The sequence below is a fragment of the Celeribacter indicus genome, from assembly GCF_000819565.1.
GTDB classification, from domain to species: domain Bacteria; phylum Pseudomonadota; class Alphaproteobacteria; order Rhodobacterales; family Rhodobacteraceae; genus Celeribacter; species Celeribacter indicus.
Genome location: NZ_CP004393.1, coordinates 2,717,869 through 2,731,564 on the forward strand (window position 1 = coordinate 2,717,869; position 13,696 = coordinate 2,731,564).

16 protein-coding genes are annotated in these 13,696 nt (G+C 64.2%); 5 read left to right on the forward strand and 11 right to left on the reverse strand.

Annotated elements, in window-relative coordinates:
* Window positions 1-64 precede the first annotated feature (64 nt).
* From P73_RS13695 to P73_RS25045, 5 genes are all read left to right on the forward strand, one after another.
* A complete protein-coding gene (locus P73_RS13695) occupies window positions 65-1,000 on the forward strand; it encodes a zinc metalloprotease HtpX (protein WP_043869999.1) in 936 nt (311 codons plus the stop codon).
* Window positions 1,001-1,265: 265 nt separating this feature from the next.
* Window positions 1,266-1,694 carry an Hsp20/alpha crystallin family protein gene (locus P73_RS13700; RefSeq protein WP_043870000.1) on the forward strand — a complete coding sequence of 143 codons (429 nt, stop codon included), beginning with the start codon at window positions 1,266-1,268 and terminating at the stop codon, window positions 1,692-1,694.
* Between the two features lie 15 nt (window positions 1,695-1,709).
* Window positions 1,710-2,108 carry an Hsp20/alpha crystallin family protein gene (locus tag P73_RS13705; RefSeq protein ID WP_043870001.1) on the forward strand — a complete coding sequence of 133 codons (399 nt, stop codon included), beginning with the start codon at window positions 1,710-1,712 and terminating at the stop codon, window positions 2,106-2,108.
* 41 nt (window positions 2,109-2,149) lie between these two features.
* Entirely contained in the window at window positions 2,150-2,641 is a 492-nt protein-coding gene (locus P73_RS13710; protein ID WP_043870002.1) for an Hsp20/alpha crystallin family protein, read from the forward strand.
* Between the two features lie 265 nt (window positions 2,642-2,906).
* Window positions 2,907-3,887 carry a LysR family transcriptional regulator gene (locus P73_RS25045; RefSeq protein WP_074743003.1) on the forward strand — a complete coding sequence of 327 codons (981 nt, stop codon included), beginning with the start codon at window positions 2,907-2,909 and terminating at the stop codon, window positions 3,885-3,887.
* Here P73_RS25045 and P73_RS13715 read toward each other — a convergent pair.
* From P73_RS13715 to trbB, 11 genes are read right to left on the reverse strand one after another with little or no spacing between them, the layout of a single operon-like run.
* Window positions 3,820-4,059 carry a DUF2274 domain-containing protein gene (locus P73_RS13715; protein ID WP_043870003.1) on the reverse strand — a complete coding sequence of 80 codons (240 nt, stop codon included), beginning with the start codon at window positions 4,057-4,059 and terminating at the stop codon, window positions 3,820-3,822. The genes P73_RS25045 and P73_RS13715 overlap by 68 nt on opposite strands.
* Window positions 4,060-4,061: 2 nt before the next feature.
* Window positions 4,062-5,183: a TraB/TrbI/VirB10 family type IV secretion system protein gene (locus P73_RS13720; RefSeq protein WP_043870004.1), complete on the reverse strand. Its 1,122-nt coding sequence runs from the start codon at window positions 5,181-5,183 to the stop codon at window positions 4,062-4,064.
* Window positions 5,180-6,208 (reverse strand): P-type conjugative transfer protein TrbG, encoded by a 1,029-nt coding sequence (gene trbG / locus P73_RS13725; protein WP_043870005.1) that lies wholly within the window; start codon window positions 6,206-6,208, stop codon window positions 5,180-5,182. The genes P73_RS13720 and trbG overlap by 4 nt, the downstream gene beginning before the upstream one ends.
* On the reverse strand, window positions 6,205-6,894 hold the full coding sequence (gene trbF, locus P73_RS13730; protein ID WP_043870006.1) for a conjugal transfer protein TrbF: 690 nt from the start codon (window positions 6,892-6,894) through the stop codon (window positions 6,205-6,207). Before trbF ends, trbG begins: the two co-directional genes overlap by 4 nt.
* A complete protein-coding gene (gene trbL / locus P73_RS13735; protein ID WP_043870007.1) occupies window positions 6,891-8,243 on the reverse strand; it encodes a P-type conjugative transfer protein TrbL in 1,353 nt (450 codons plus the stop codon). The genes trbF and trbL overlap by 4 nt, the downstream gene beginning before the upstream one ends.
* A 3-nt stretch (window positions 8,244-8,246) precedes the next feature.
* Window positions 8,247-8,534: a putative entry exclusion protein TrbK-alt gene (trbK-alt, locus tag P73_RS13740; RefSeq protein ID WP_043870008.1), complete on the reverse strand. Its 288-nt coding sequence runs from the start codon at window positions 8,532-8,534 to the stop codon at window positions 8,247-8,249.
* Between the two features lie 17 nt (window positions 8,535-8,551).
* Window positions 8,552-9,334: a P-type conjugative transfer protein TrbJ gene (gene trbJ / locus P73_RS13745; RefSeq protein WP_043870009.1), complete on the reverse strand. Its 783-nt coding sequence runs from the start codon at window positions 9,332-9,334 to the stop codon at window positions 8,552-8,554.
* Window positions 9,331-11,841 (reverse strand): conjugal transfer protein TrbE, encoded by a 2,511-nt coding sequence (trbE, locus tag P73_RS13750; RefSeq protein ID WP_043870010.1) that lies wholly within the window; start codon window positions 11,839-11,841, stop codon window positions 9,331-9,333. The genes trbJ and trbE overlap by 4 nt, the downstream gene beginning before the upstream one ends.
* A 6-nt stretch (window positions 11,842-11,847) precedes the next feature.
* Window positions 11,848-12,129: a VirB3 family type IV secretion system protein gene (locus P73_RS13755; RefSeq protein ID WP_009573786.1), complete on the reverse strand. Its 282-nt coding sequence runs from the start codon at window positions 12,127-12,129 to the stop codon at window positions 11,848-11,850.
* Window positions 12,129-12,461 carry a TrbC/VirB2 family type IV secretion system protein gene (locus P73_RS13760; RefSeq protein ID WP_043870011.1) on the reverse strand — a complete coding sequence of 111 codons (333 nt, stop codon included), beginning with the start codon at window positions 12,459-12,461 and terminating at the stop codon, window positions 12,129-12,131. The genes P73_RS13755 and P73_RS13760 overlap by 1 nt, the downstream gene beginning before the upstream one ends.
* Window positions 12,458-13,405 carry a P-type conjugative transfer ATPase TrbB gene (gene trbB / locus P73_RS13765; protein WP_425466428.1) on the reverse strand — a complete coding sequence of 316 codons (948 nt, stop codon included), beginning with the start codon at window positions 13,403-13,405 and terminating at the stop codon, window positions 12,458-12,460. The genes P73_RS13760 and trbB overlap by 4 nt, the downstream gene beginning before the upstream one ends.
* Window positions 13,406-13,696: the final 291 nt, after the last annotated feature.

Here is a 13,696-nt window from a genome sequence, read left to right on the forward strand (position 1 = left end):
CCAAAATTCTTACATCCCGTGGCGTGCCACTTCCCGTTAGCCGCGAGTGAAATTTATTGCGATCATGACTGCGACGCCGCGCCACCAATTCCTGAACCTGCTCCAATCCATACTGCTTTTGGCGGGTATGGCGGTTATCGCCTGGTTCATCGTTTCGGCGATTGCGGGACAGGGCTTGGCGATTGCGATCGTCATCGGATCCTTGCTGGGATTGCTGCTGTCACCCGGCATCCCGAAACGCCTTTTGCTGAACGCCTACGGCGCACGCAGGCTCAGCGGGCGGGAATTTCCAGAGGGCATGGCGATACTGGCCGAACTCGCACGCCGCGCCGGGCTGCCGCGTGTACCGGAACTCTACTATGTACCGAGCCAGATGCCGAACGCCTTCGCTATGGGCTCTCCGGATGAAAGCGCCGTCTGCGTCAGTGATGGTCTTCTGCGATTGATGAACCAGCGCGAACTGGCCGGGGTCCTGGCGCATGAGGTCGCTCACATCGCCAACCGCGATCTCTGGATCATGGGTCTGGCCGACGCGATGTCGCGCGCAGTGTCGCTCGCGTCCTGGGTTGGGCAACTCATCCTGCTGCTGAACCTGCCGCTCATCCTGGCCGGCGCGGCTTATGTGCCCTGGCAGGTACCGCTTGTCCTGATCTTTTCACCCACGATCATGGCCCTTCTTCAGCTCGCGCTGTCGCGGGCCCGGGAATACGATGCCGACAGGGGTGGCGCCGAGCTGACCGGCGATCCCGATGGCCTCGCTTCGGCCCTCCTCAAGCTGGAACGTCGCGTCGGGCGCGTCTGGGAAGACATGTTCCTGCCCGGACGCCGCATCCCCGAACCCTCGCTCCTGCGCACGCACCCGCCCACCGCCGATCGAGTCCGGCGGCTGCGCGCACTTTCCGGACCCCGCCGACCGGTCCCACCGTCCGTTCCCCTGAACGCACCGCGGGCTGTGCGCGTTTCCACGCCGCGTTACGGGCCTGGGGGCGTCTATCGATGAGAACATTTTTTGCGTCGAGGTCTTGAAGTTGCAAATAGGCAACACTTTATCCGCAGCGGAACGCCCAGTTGGGGTTTCACGGATACGCGACAGGTTCGGCTGATTCAGCGGACCGCCTGGCGTTCGCCCGAGGGGAGCGCATGGCAGACGCGAATGCTCTAGACCGCCGCCAAAATGGCGAACCTTGAAGCATGTCCGTTCTCCGCCGGCGTTCAGTGGCGTGGTGACAAATCCACGCCGTCAACTGAAACGACGGAGGCGAAACATGCTCTATCCCACCTACACACGTCGCAGCGATCCGTTTGCGCTGATGCGCTCGATGCTGCGCGATTTTGACGGGACCTCTCCTAGCCGCGTAACCCAGCCCGTTTTCCCCGCCGTAAACGTCTGGCAGGGCGACGAGGCGGTCGCGATCACTGCAGAACTCCCTGGCGTGGATCCGGCCGACATCGACATTTCCGTGAAGGAGAATGTCCTGACGCTCTCTGGCGAGCGCAAGGCGCCCGAAATTCCGGAAGGCGCCCGCTGGCACCGCAACGAACGCGGCTTTGGCAAGTTCGCTCGTTCGGTTCGGCTACCCTTCGTGGCCGCGGAGGACAAGGTCGAGGCGCGGATGACCAACGGTGTGCTCCGCATCGTGATCGGCCGCCCCGAAGAGGACAAGCCGCGGAGAATCGAGATCAAGGCTGCGTAAGAGGAGGACCAATATATGACCAACGATGTAACACATACTGCCGACAAGACCCCGGCCGAGACACCGGAAACCACCACCGGCCGTCGTATCTATAGGCCGCTGACCGACATCGTCGAAACGGCTGACGGGGTGACACTGACACTCGAGATGCCGGGCGTCGCCGCCGAAGACGTGGATATCACGCTCGAAAAGCGCGTGTTGACGATCAGAGGTAAGGTCCATGCCACGCAGCCCGAGAAGCTGCAACTGGCCTATGCCGAATACGGCGAGGGCGATTTCGAGCGAGCCTTTACCATGTCCGACGATTTCGACCCCGACAAGATCGGCGCGCAGGTCTCTAATGGTGTGCTGACCCTGACGCTGCCGCGCGCAGCGGAAGCCCAACCCAAAAAGATCACGGTAACGGCGTCGTAAGCCGGGCACGTCGCACCAAAAAAGAAGAAAGGAGAACTCACATGCAGATCAAGGACCTGATCCCCTGGGCGCGGAAGGATCATGCGCCCGACCCGAAAAGTGATGACCAGAACCCCATCGCCACCCTTCAACGCGACATGAACCGTGTGTTCGAAGGCTTCTGGAACCGCGTCGGCGATTTCGACTGGCCCTGGGGAGGCGGCGAGGCGAAATCCGACGTGGTCGAGACCGAAGATCACGTGGAGGTATCGATCGAACTGCCCGGGATGGAAATGAAGGACATCGAGGTCACCGTGACCGATGACATCCTGACCATCAAGGGCGAGAAGAAGATCGAGCGGCAGGAGGAGAAGAAGGGCTATTATCTCTCCGAACGCAGCTATGGCGCGATCTATCGCACGATCCCGCTACCGCCGGGAGTCGACGGTGAGAAGGCCGATGCCAGCTTCAAGAACGGCGTGCTGACGATCAAGCTGCCGCAGACCCCGGAGGCGCAGGCCAAGGTCAAGCGCATCGAGGTGAAAAACGCCTGATACCAATGTCGTGCCGACAGTACCGTGCTGTCGGCACGACGATCTACACTTCTCCTGTCTTGGACGCTTAAATCCAATCGGGAGAGAGCCATGCAGGTCGGGTTGGAACTTCAGGCGGTTGCCCGGGACAGGTCTTCCGCAAAAGTACTTCCGAGTAGTTCACATAGCTAAAATGGACGAACGATCTCGTCACAAGCACAGCACCAGAACCCTGCACGATTGAGTGCGAGACTCACCTATGGGGGCATCGAGCGGATGACACACGATGAAAAGGAGAGCACGTGACATTGAGTTTCGGCACCTGCGGTGCTTCGTTAATGCAGCCGATCATGGCAGTTTCCGAAAGGCTGGAAGCACGATGGGTGTCCAGCAGTCATCAATCAGTCGATGCATCTGCGATCTCGAGGATCGCCTCGGAACATCCTTGTTCCACCGTCATCGAAGCGGTGTGACCCTAAACCGCGCCGGGCAACAATTTCTACCTCGCGCACGTCAGATAATTCGCGGGCTTGATGAGAGCTTGCACGCGATGGCGGCACTTGGCAGATCGGAAAACGGCAGTATAAGAGTCGGCATTTATTCATCGATTGCCTCGGGCTTTCTGGCCGAATTGCTGTGCTCCTTCGGGGATCAGCACAATCATGTGCAGATCGAATTGATCGATGGAAACCCGGAAGAACACGTCGCTGCCATCCGTCGGCTCAAACTCGACGTCGCTTTCCTAACTGGAACCCGGACCTGGCAAGAATGTGACAGCGCATTAATGTGGTCAGAAGGTGTTTTCGTTGTCCTGCCTGAACGTCATGAGTTAGCCATCCGGACAGCAGTCGACTGGCGCGAGCTTAGCGGCGAGGCTTTCATGGTCAGCAAAACAGCGCCGGGCCAAGAGATCTATGACTATCTGGTGAGGAAGCTGGCAGACCTCAGTTGGCACCCTGACATACATGTGCAATCCGTAAGTCGAGATAACCTGCTGTCATTGGTTGCCATTGGGCGAGGTTTGACCGTGGTCAGCGAGGCGATGACGGTGACGAACCACCCGGGAGTGGTCTTTCGACCGATCAAGGGCGAGCGCCTTCCATTTTCTGCAATCTGGTCGCCGAATAACGACAACCCCGCGTTCAGGCGTCTTCTGAGCATGGCGAGGACAAAAGCAGGGTCGGAAAGAAGCGCGGCTATCAGTGAGCATCTCTGTGGATTTGAGCCGCACGCCTCGCCTTCGCAAACCCGCGATCCGTCGCCATGAACCGCTCCAGCATCGGCACGATCAGCCGGACAGGATCGGCAACAGCTTGGCCTGTCTCCCGCCCCAGCACCTCTGCATAAGCGACAAGATCGCGATGAACGGACGCCGGCAGTTCCACTGTCACCTTCACCGGCTTGTCATCGGGCAACGGCCCAAGCTTCAGTTTCGACATGATCAACCTCCTGCGGGTTCGAATACCAGATCACGGGTGACGATGATCCTGACCGGGAACCCCGGACGGATGGTCAGCGTCGGCGCGACCTGCAACTGACGCTGGACGATCTGCTGGCCGGCCTGGTTGATCGTGTCCACCGCTCCATCGCGGATCGCCTGGACCAGGCGGTCCTCGTCATCGGTGGCGAGGTCCGCACCAATCGCGAGCAGCGTGGACAGACCCGCCGCGCGCATCAGATCCCACCAGTGATAGTCAACGCCATCCTCGAGGCCGGCATAGCCGCTCGCATCCGCCCCCGGCAGACGTTCGAGAACAATGGATTGACCGCCGGGAAGGATCAGGCGGTTCCAGACCAGCAGCACGCGGCGTTGGCCGAACGTCACGCCGTCATCGTATTGGCCGATGATGCGGGTTCCTTGTGGGATCAGCAGCAGCGACCCGGTCGGGCTGTCATAGACATTCTCGGTGACCTGCGCGGTGATCTGCCCCGGGAGATCGGAGCGAATGCCGGTGATGAGCGCGGCCGGGATCACCGCTCCCGCCTGAAGGATGTTCGGCGAGGCTGGCGGCTGAATGCGATCCGATGCGACGGTCTGCCGGTCCACCGGACCGTTGAGGAAAGCCGTATGCCGGCTCCCCTCAGGTTGCCCGGAGCCCCCCAGGCCCGGAAGGTTCACTCCGCCCCCGGCCGTCGTTGCCCTGCCAGACGCCGTCTGAAAGAAGACACCGCTCAGACGCGCGGTTTCCTCCTCTGCCCTGCGGCGCTCCGCTTCCGGATCGACGGTCGGGCTCGCAATCGGCGGAGGGCTCACGGGCACTCCGCGCTCCTGCGCGTCAAGGATCGGCCGCCCGAGGTCACCGGGCAGCGCAGGCCCCAGAACCGGTCCAGTATAGTCGGACGGCAGCCCTTCCAGACCATCCGCTGCCGGTCTGTTGTCGATGGAATAAAGTTCTCCACCTCCCGGCCCTGCCTCACGGGTCTGGAGCGCATAGATCAGCGCACCCCCGATGCCGAACAGGGCGACCGCCCCGACACCGGCCAGAACCTTGCGCGACAACCGGGTCACGCGCGGAGGATCGGGGCGCAGACGCATCGGAGCTGCGGTATCGGTGTCACTCATGACGCCCCTCCCCTTCGCGCATCCCCTTCCGTTCGCGCATCCGCCTCGCGCTCCTCCATGCGCACGATCCGGACCACCTGCTGGCGGTCTCCTGCGCCCAGCCGGAGCTCCGCCGCACCGAAGAGGCGATCCACGATCAGCACGTTCCGGTGAATGCGGCTGTTCACGATCTGCGGTTCTCCATCGGCACCGAGCACGAAGAGCGGCGGCATTTCGCCCTGGGCGATGCCAGCCGGGAAGACGACATAAACACGACGGCCATCGTCGAAGACCGAGACAGGACGCCAGGGCGGGCTTTCGCCCTGGATCTGCAAGCCGTAGCGATGTATGCGGGCAGAGGGCGCCGGAATGGCCGGCGCGGTTGCCACAGCCTGTCGCCCACCACGGGGCGCTGCCGGATAGGCCCAGGCGACGGAGGGCATGTAGAGCGACTCGCGGGCACGCAGCTCGATCGTATACACCCGCCTGTCAGTGCTGATCACCAGATTGGTCGAGATGTCGTCCCGCGTCGGTTTGACGAGGATGTGGACGCGGGCGTTGGATCCGGACCCGCTCTCCGTGTCGCCGATGATCCAGCGCGTGGTATCTCCCGCGGCGATCGGGCCTGCGCCGGTCAGACGCTCGCCCGGCTCGAGTGCGATGTTGGTGATCTGACCCGGCGCGGCATAGACCTGATAGAGGGCGCCTTCCGACCAGGGATAAATCTGGATCGCATTGTAATAGCCCTCGCGGCGCGGTTCGACCCGGGCGGCGGCATTGGCGTTTTCGACACGACCGGTTGGTGTGCCCGCCGCCGCTCCGCCATGCGCCACTGTCCAGACCGGCGGCGTGTGCAGGGGCCGAGGACGTTCCTCGGCAGCCGAGGCGGGCGGAGTGGGCAGCGGCGGCACGGACTCGTCGTAGCTGAATTCCGGCACCGGGTTGCTGGCGCACCCCGCCAGCACGGACGCGGACAGCAGCAAGGCCACCAAGGTGGGCTTATTGACACCCGGAGACCTGGTTGCATGAAGATGCTGTTCAGTCATTGGCTCATCTCCCGCGACCAGGAGATCGCATTGACGTAGATACCGAGGGGATTGGCGCGCAGGCGCTCGGCGCTGCGCGGCGTCTGGATCACGACGGTCAGGATCGCGGTCCAGCGCTCGGTCGTGGAAAGCTGACCGTTCTCGTAGTGGCGCTCGGTCCAGGCGACGCGGAACGATCCCGGTGAGGCCCGGATGACGGAGGACACCTCGACAGCGATCTGTTGGCGACCGACGCGGGTGAACGGGTCATTGGCGCGAGCAAAGTCGTTCAGAGCCGCCGCGCCACGGTCCGTAGTGAACTCATAGGCGCGCAGCCAGTTTTGCCGCACGATGATCGGGTCAGCGGGGATGGAACGAACCTGTTCGATGAAACGGCCAAGATGGAAGGCGATCTGCGGATCGGTGGGCTCGTAGTCGGCGGAGGCCGGAGCGACAGCCTGGGCCTCGCCGAGCGCGTCGACCTGAACAACCCAGGGCACAACCGTGCCGCGTGCGGATTGCCACACCAGGGCGCCAGAAAATCCCGCCGCGAGGATCAGACTGCCGAAGGCCATGTAGCGCCAGTTGCGGGCCTGAACACGGGCGGTGCCGATACGCTCATCCCAGACCTGCGCGGCCTTCTGGTAAGGCGTCTCTGGCTGCGGAGTCTTGCCATAATGGGTGGCGGAGCGCCTGAAGAGGTTCATGAGTGATCCCTTTCGGAGAGATTGACGGAGGAGCCCGAGCCGTGGCTGTCGCCCGACCGGATGGCATGGGCGGCAGCGCGGACGCCATGGCTCACGGCCTGGTTATGGCGCATGCGCTTTGCCCAGGCTGGCGGGCCATCGGAGGCGGACGGGCCGGAGCTGCCAGGCTCGGGCGCCGTGCCGCCGAGCGTGCCCATCGAGGTGGTTCCGCCCGTCGCCGCAACACCGCCCTTGACGCCCTCGGCGTAGCTGGACTGGATCCCGCCCGCCGCGCGAGAGGACGCCCTCTTGAGCGGTGATGCCGCGGCAGCGGCCCCGGCGCGCGCCACACCAGCCATCCCACCGGAGAGACCACCTCCGCCCATCGAGCCGAGCGTGTAGGCGCTCGAGGCAGCGCCCGCCGCGGTGGCGCCGCCGCGTGCGATGGCGGCACCTCCGGAGAGCGTGGACACGGACCCGCGCGCCGCGAGCATGGTCGCGCCTCCGGCGCCGATCGCAGCACCACCAACGGCAAGGCCGGTGCCTATGGCCGCCCCCGCGCTGAGTTGGGGCCCGCCGGACACCAGACCCGAGGCGATGCCGGGGCCGAAGATTCCGAGGCCCAGCAGAGACAGGGCGGCCAGAACAATTGCCATAGCGTCATCGATGGTCGGCGTCACGCCACCGAAACCCGCGGTGAACTGGCCGAAGAGCGTCGATCCGATGCCGATGATCACGGCGAGGACCAGGACCTTGATGCCGGAAGAGATGACGTTGCCCAGCACGCGCTCGGCCATGAAAGCGGTCTTGCCGAAGAGGCCGAAGGGGATCAGCACGAAGCCCGCGAGGGTCGTGAGCTTGAACTCGATCAGGGTGACGAAGAGCTGCACGGCGAGGATGAAGAAGGCGAGGATCACCAGCGCCCAGGCGAAGAACAGGCAGAGAATCTGGACGAGGTTCTCGAAGACCGCGACCCAGCCCATCAGATCGGAGATGCTTTCGAGCAGCGGTCGTCCGGCCTCGAGTCCGGTCTGGGCGACGCGGCCGGGGCGCAGAAGATCGGCGGCGGAAAACCCGGTGCCCGAGGCCATCAGACCAAGGCCCGCGAAGCTCTCGAAGACGATGCGGGCGAGGTTGTTCCAGTTGGAGATGATATAGGCGAAGACCCCGACAAAGAGCGTCTTCTTCACCAGCCGGGCGATGATGTCGTCATCGGCGCCCCAGGCCCAGAACAAGGCCGCCAGCGTCACGTCGATCACGATCAGCGTGGTGGCGATGAAGGCCACCTCAGCCCCGAGCAGCCCAAACCCGCTGTCGATATAGCTGGTGAAGATGCCTAGGAAGTTGTCGATGACGCCGGTTCCACCCATGGCTCACTGATCTCCCGGACGCTGCGGCGCTTCGGGAGCAGGCGTCCGGCCGAGGAACCGGTCACGGCTCTCGGCCCAGGCGGCGAGGCAATCGGCATCGCTGGAAGCGGCCTCGCCAAGCTGCTGGCACCGGCGCAGCGTCGCGCGGAGAGGATCGGCAGACGGCTGGAGCGCGGGCGCGGTGCTGACCGGCGCTGGCCCCTCCTCCCGCGTGACCTCGATCACCGTGGCGGTGATCGCGATCGCCACGAACACGATGGCCGCGATCCGGGCCAGCACCTTCCCCTCCATCGTCTCCCCTCCCGGCCTCAGTTGAACATCTGCGCGTTGCCGGGTTGATAGCCCGCGCCCGGCGTCAGGAAGCGCTCGCGCTGGATGCGGCCCTGTTCGGCAGCGGTGGTGCGCTCGGCCTCGGACAGCGCGTTGGCGCGGCCGTTTGCCGAAATCACCGCGATCAGATCCGAGAGCTGCTGCGATTGCAGTGCGAGGAGCTGGTTGCCCGCCTGCGTGGCCTGCAGAGCACCGACCGCATTCTGGCTCTGCCCCACAAGCGCGGACATCTCTGCGCGGTTGGCATCGATATTGCCGACGACACCTGCCTGCACGCGCATGGCATCCTGGAGGCCGCCGACGGTATTCTCCCAACGGGACCGGGCCTCGGCGATCAGTTGCTGGTCGGTCGCCGTCAGGGAAAGGTTGCCATAGTCCTGCTGGAACATCTGGTCGATGCTCTGCACATCGAAGGCGATGTTCTGCGCCTGGGCCAGGAGTTGTTGCGTGCGGCTGACGTTCTGCTGGATCTGCTGGAGCGCGGAATACGGCAGGTTGGCGAGATTGCGCGCCTGATTGATCAGCATCTGCGCTTCGTTCTGGAGCTGTGCGATCTGGTTGTTGATCTGCTCCAGAGCGCGCGCCGCGGTCAGGAGGTTTTCGGCGTGGTTGGTCGGGTCATAGACGATGAACGGACCGCCGCCGATGCCAAAGAGCGCATGGGCGGGCGGTGCTGCGATGGGCGACATGGCCATGGGCATCGCCAGCGCGAGGGCGAGCAGCGACGGGCCGGCGAACCGGGGTGTGATTTTGCGGGTCATGATGTGATCTCCTCTTCTTTCAGGGCAGGTTCGGTGTCCTCAACGACGCCGGAGGCCGGAGATGCGCCCTCTGCGTCGATGGCGAGATTGGTGAGGTCGGGGATCAGATCGGCGGCCCAATCCAGGCCATGCGCCTTCAGCCAGGCGGCGAGGAAGCCGTCTCGGCCGTGCTCAGCGCAGATCTCGGCGATCAGCGCCTGATCCGATTTGGCGGAAGCCGCGCAGAGCGCGAGCCCAACGTCGCTGAGACCCAGCTCGAACAGCCGGTTGCCGCGCCGCGACTGGCAGTAGTAGTCGCGCTTGGGCGTAGCACGTGCGAGGATCTCGATCTGCCGGTCATTGAGGCCGAAGCGGCGATAGATGGCCGTGATCTGGGGCTCGATGGCCCGCTCGTTCGGCAGCAGGAGCCGCGTCGGGCAACTTTCGATGATCGCAGGCGCGATGGCGCTGCCGTCGATGTCGCTGAGGCTCTGCGTCGCGAAGATCACCGAAGCATTCTTCTTCCTCAGCGTCTTCAGCCATTCGCGGAGCTGCTCCGCGAAGGCATCGTCATCGAGTGCGAGCCAGCCCTCGTCGATGATGAGCAGCGTGGGGCGTCCATCGAGCCGATCACCGATCCGGTGGAACAGGTATGAGAGGACCGCGGGCGCCGCACCGGTTCCCACCAACCCCTCAATCTCGAAGGCCTGCACATCCGCCGACCCCAGCTGTTCGGTCTCGGCATCGAGCAGCCGGCCATAGGGTCCACCGACGCAATAGGCACGCAGCGCCTGCTTCAGATCGTTGGACTGCATCAGGACCGCGAGGCCGGTCATGGTCCGCTCGCCCACAGGGGCCGAGGCCAGCGAGGTCAGTGCCGTCCAGATATGTTCCTTCACATCCGGAGTGATCTGGATGTTCTCGCGCGTCAGGATGGCGACGATCCAGTCAGCCGCCCAGGCACGCTCCGACGTCTCGTGAATGCGGGCCAGCGGCTGTAGCGAGACGGAGTTCTCGTCCGCGTCGGTCAGCTCTCCGCCGAGGTCATGCCAGTCGCCGCCCATGGCGAGCGAGGCGGCACGGATCGAACCGCCGAAGTCGAAGGCGAAGACCTGGCTGCGCGGATACCGCCGAAACTGAAGCGCCATCAGTGCCAGCAGCACGGACTTGCCCGCCCCAGTCGGGCCCACGACGAGGGTGTGACCAACATCGCCGACATGAAGAGAAAACCGGAACGGGGTAGAGCCTTCGGTCCTGGCGTAGAGCAATGGAGAGTCGCCGAAATGCTCATCCTTTTCCGGCCCCGCCCAGACCGCCGAAAGCGGAATCATATGGGCAAGATTCAATGTGCTGATCGGTGGCTGGCGGACATTGGCATAGGCATGTCCGGGCAGACTTCCGAGCCAGGCATCGACCGCATTGACCGTCTCGACCATGACGCTGAAATCGCGGGACTGGACGATCTTCTCGACCAGCCGCAGCTTCTCGTCGGCGCGGCGGACGTCCTCGTCCCAGACCGTGATCGTGGCCGTGACATAGGCCATGCCAGCCACATCCGCGCCGAGTTCCTGCAGGGCCATGTCCGCATCAGCGGCCTTGTTCGCGGCATCTGTATCGACCAGCGCGGATTGCTCGTTGGTCATCACCTCCTTGAGGATCGCGGCGATGCTCTTACGCTTGGCAAACCACTGACGACGTATCCGGGTCAGCAGCTTGGTTGCATCCAGCTTGTCTATGAGGATGGCCCGGGTCGACCAGCGATAGGGAAAGGCCACCCGGTTCAGCTCGTCGAGCAGGCCCGGGGTCGTGGCGCCGGGAAAGCCGGTAATCGTCAGAACGCGGAGGTGATGATCACCCAGACGCGGCTCCAGCCCACCGGCCAGCGGCTGGTCGGGTAAGAGCGCGTCGAGATAGACGGGCACCTCGGGCACGCGCACGCGATGCCGGTTGGTCGAGATCGTCGAATGCAGGTAGGTGAGCGTAGCGGCGTCATCGAGCCAGTGGCAGTCCGGCATGAAGCCGTCGAGCAGCGCCAGCACGCGATCGGTACGGTCGATGAAACCGCGCACCTGTTCCCAGGGGTTCACACCTGAGGTTTCGCGGCCCTCATAGAGCCAGGATTCTGAACGTGCTGCATCCTCGGCGGGCGGGAGCCAGAGGAGGGTCAGGAAATAGCTGGATACGAAGTGGCTCCCCTCGTCCTCGAAATCGGCCTTGCGCTCGGCATCGACCAGCGCGGAAGCCGCATCCGGGAAGGTGCTCAGCGGATAGGTCGAGGCCTCGGAGCGCTGTGCTTCCACGAAGATCGCCCACCCGGACCCGAGGCGGCGGAAGGCGTTGTTCAGCCGTCCTGCCACCGCGACCAGTTCGGCCGCGACGGCACTGTCGAGATCGGGACCCCGAAATTTCGCCGTCCTCTGAAACGAGCCGTCCTTGTTGAGGACCACGCCCTCCCCGACCAGCGCCACCCAGGGCAGGTAGTCGGCAAGACGCGACGCGGTGCGGCGGTATTCTGCGAGTTTCATCATGGGAGTTCACACCGAGAGATGACCGGGAATGCGCAAATGGCGGCGGGCGACCTCGACGAAGAGCGGATCGCGCCTGGCCGCCCAGACAGCAGCGATGTGGCCGACGGCCCAGATCAGGATCCCTACAAGCCAGAGCTGAAGCCCGAGGCCGACCGCACCGGCGAGCGTGCCATTCAGAATGGCAACCGAGCGCGGTGCGCCGCCGAGCAGGATCGGCTCGGTCAGCGCACGGTGAACCGGCACGCTGAACCCCGGCACCGCGTCGAGGGCCTCAAAACTCACCGCCATCAGATCAGCGCTCCGCCACCGAAGCTGAAGAAGCTCAGGAAGAAGGACGAGGCCGCAAAGGCGATGGAAATCCCGAATACGATCTGGATCAGCCGCCGGAAGCCACCGCCGGTATCGCCGAAGGCCAGCGTCAGACCGGTGACGATGATGATGATCACCGCCACGATCTTGGCCACCGGCCCCTCGACGGAGTCGAGGATGGATTGCAGAGGCGCTTCCCAGGGCATGGAAGAACCGGAGGCATGAGCGGCCGGGGCGATGAACAGGCTGACATAGGTGGCGGTGGCCGCAGTGGCGATGTGGCGCCGAATGCGCAGGGTGTGACGGATCATTCGAGGTCTCCTGGTTCGTGAGTAGTGGGTTCTGAAATGACAGGTGAAATCCGGTAGTCGCCGTCCGGCCCGAGGCCCTTGACGCGGGCGAGTTCAGCCAGACGCCGTGCGGACCCTCGACCGGCCAATACAGCGACGAAGTCGATGGTCTCCGCGATCATGGCGCGGGGCACGGTGACGACGGCTTCCTGGATGAGCTGTTCGAGACGACGCAGCGCGCCGATCCCGGTACCGGCATGGACGGTGCCAATGCCGCCGGGATGTCCCGTGCCCCAGGCCTTGAGAAGGTCCAGCGCCTCGGCGCCACGCACCTCACCGATCGGAATACGATCGGGGCGCAGACGCAGCGAGGAGCGCACCAGGTCGGACAGGCTGGCAACACCGTCCTTGGTACGCATCGCCACGAGGTTCGGCGCGGCGCATTGCAGTTCTCGGGTGTCCTCGATGATCACGACGCGATCAGAGGTCTTGGCCACCTCGGCGAGCAGCGCATTGGTCAGCGTGGTCTTGCCGGTCGAGGTCCCACCAGCCACCAGGATATTGGCACGGGTCGCAACTGCTTGGCGCAGCGCCTCGGCCTGCGTCGGGGTCATGATCCCAGCAGAGACATAGTCGTCGAGCGTGAACACAGCGACAGCGGGCTTGCGGATGGCGAAGGCCGGGGCTGCGACGACGGGTGGCAGGAGCCCCTCGAAACGCTCGCCTGTTTCCGGAAGCTCCGCAGAGACTCGCGGGGACTGGCTATGAACTTCGACGCCAACATGATGGGCGACCAGCCGAACGATGCGCTCGCCATCGGCTGCGCTGAGCGTCTTGCCGCTGTCTGCCAGCCCCTCGGAAAGTCGGTCGATCCAGAGCCGCCCATCGGGGTTGAGCATCACCTCGACGATCATGGGGTCGTCCAGAAACCCGGCGATCGCCGGCCCGAGCGCGGTGCGCAGCATCCGCGCGCCTCTCCGGATCACCTCTGGTCTCTGATCGTTCTTTGCCATGCCGGCCCCGTTCCCTTACGGGCGCCTCCAACAGGCGGCCCTGGATCGGGGTCGATTAAGAAAGTCGTAAATGCCTACGGCTCAACAGGTTTCCGCGGGGCGTAGTAGCGTGGCGTGCAAAGACAGGAAAACGGCGGAATGATCCTCAGATCCACTCTAGGAGGAAGGCGTCGCGGCCACCGTCATGAGAACATGGCGGTTTCGGGCGAAGACCGGCCGTTCTCCGCACCTGCGAACCGAGAT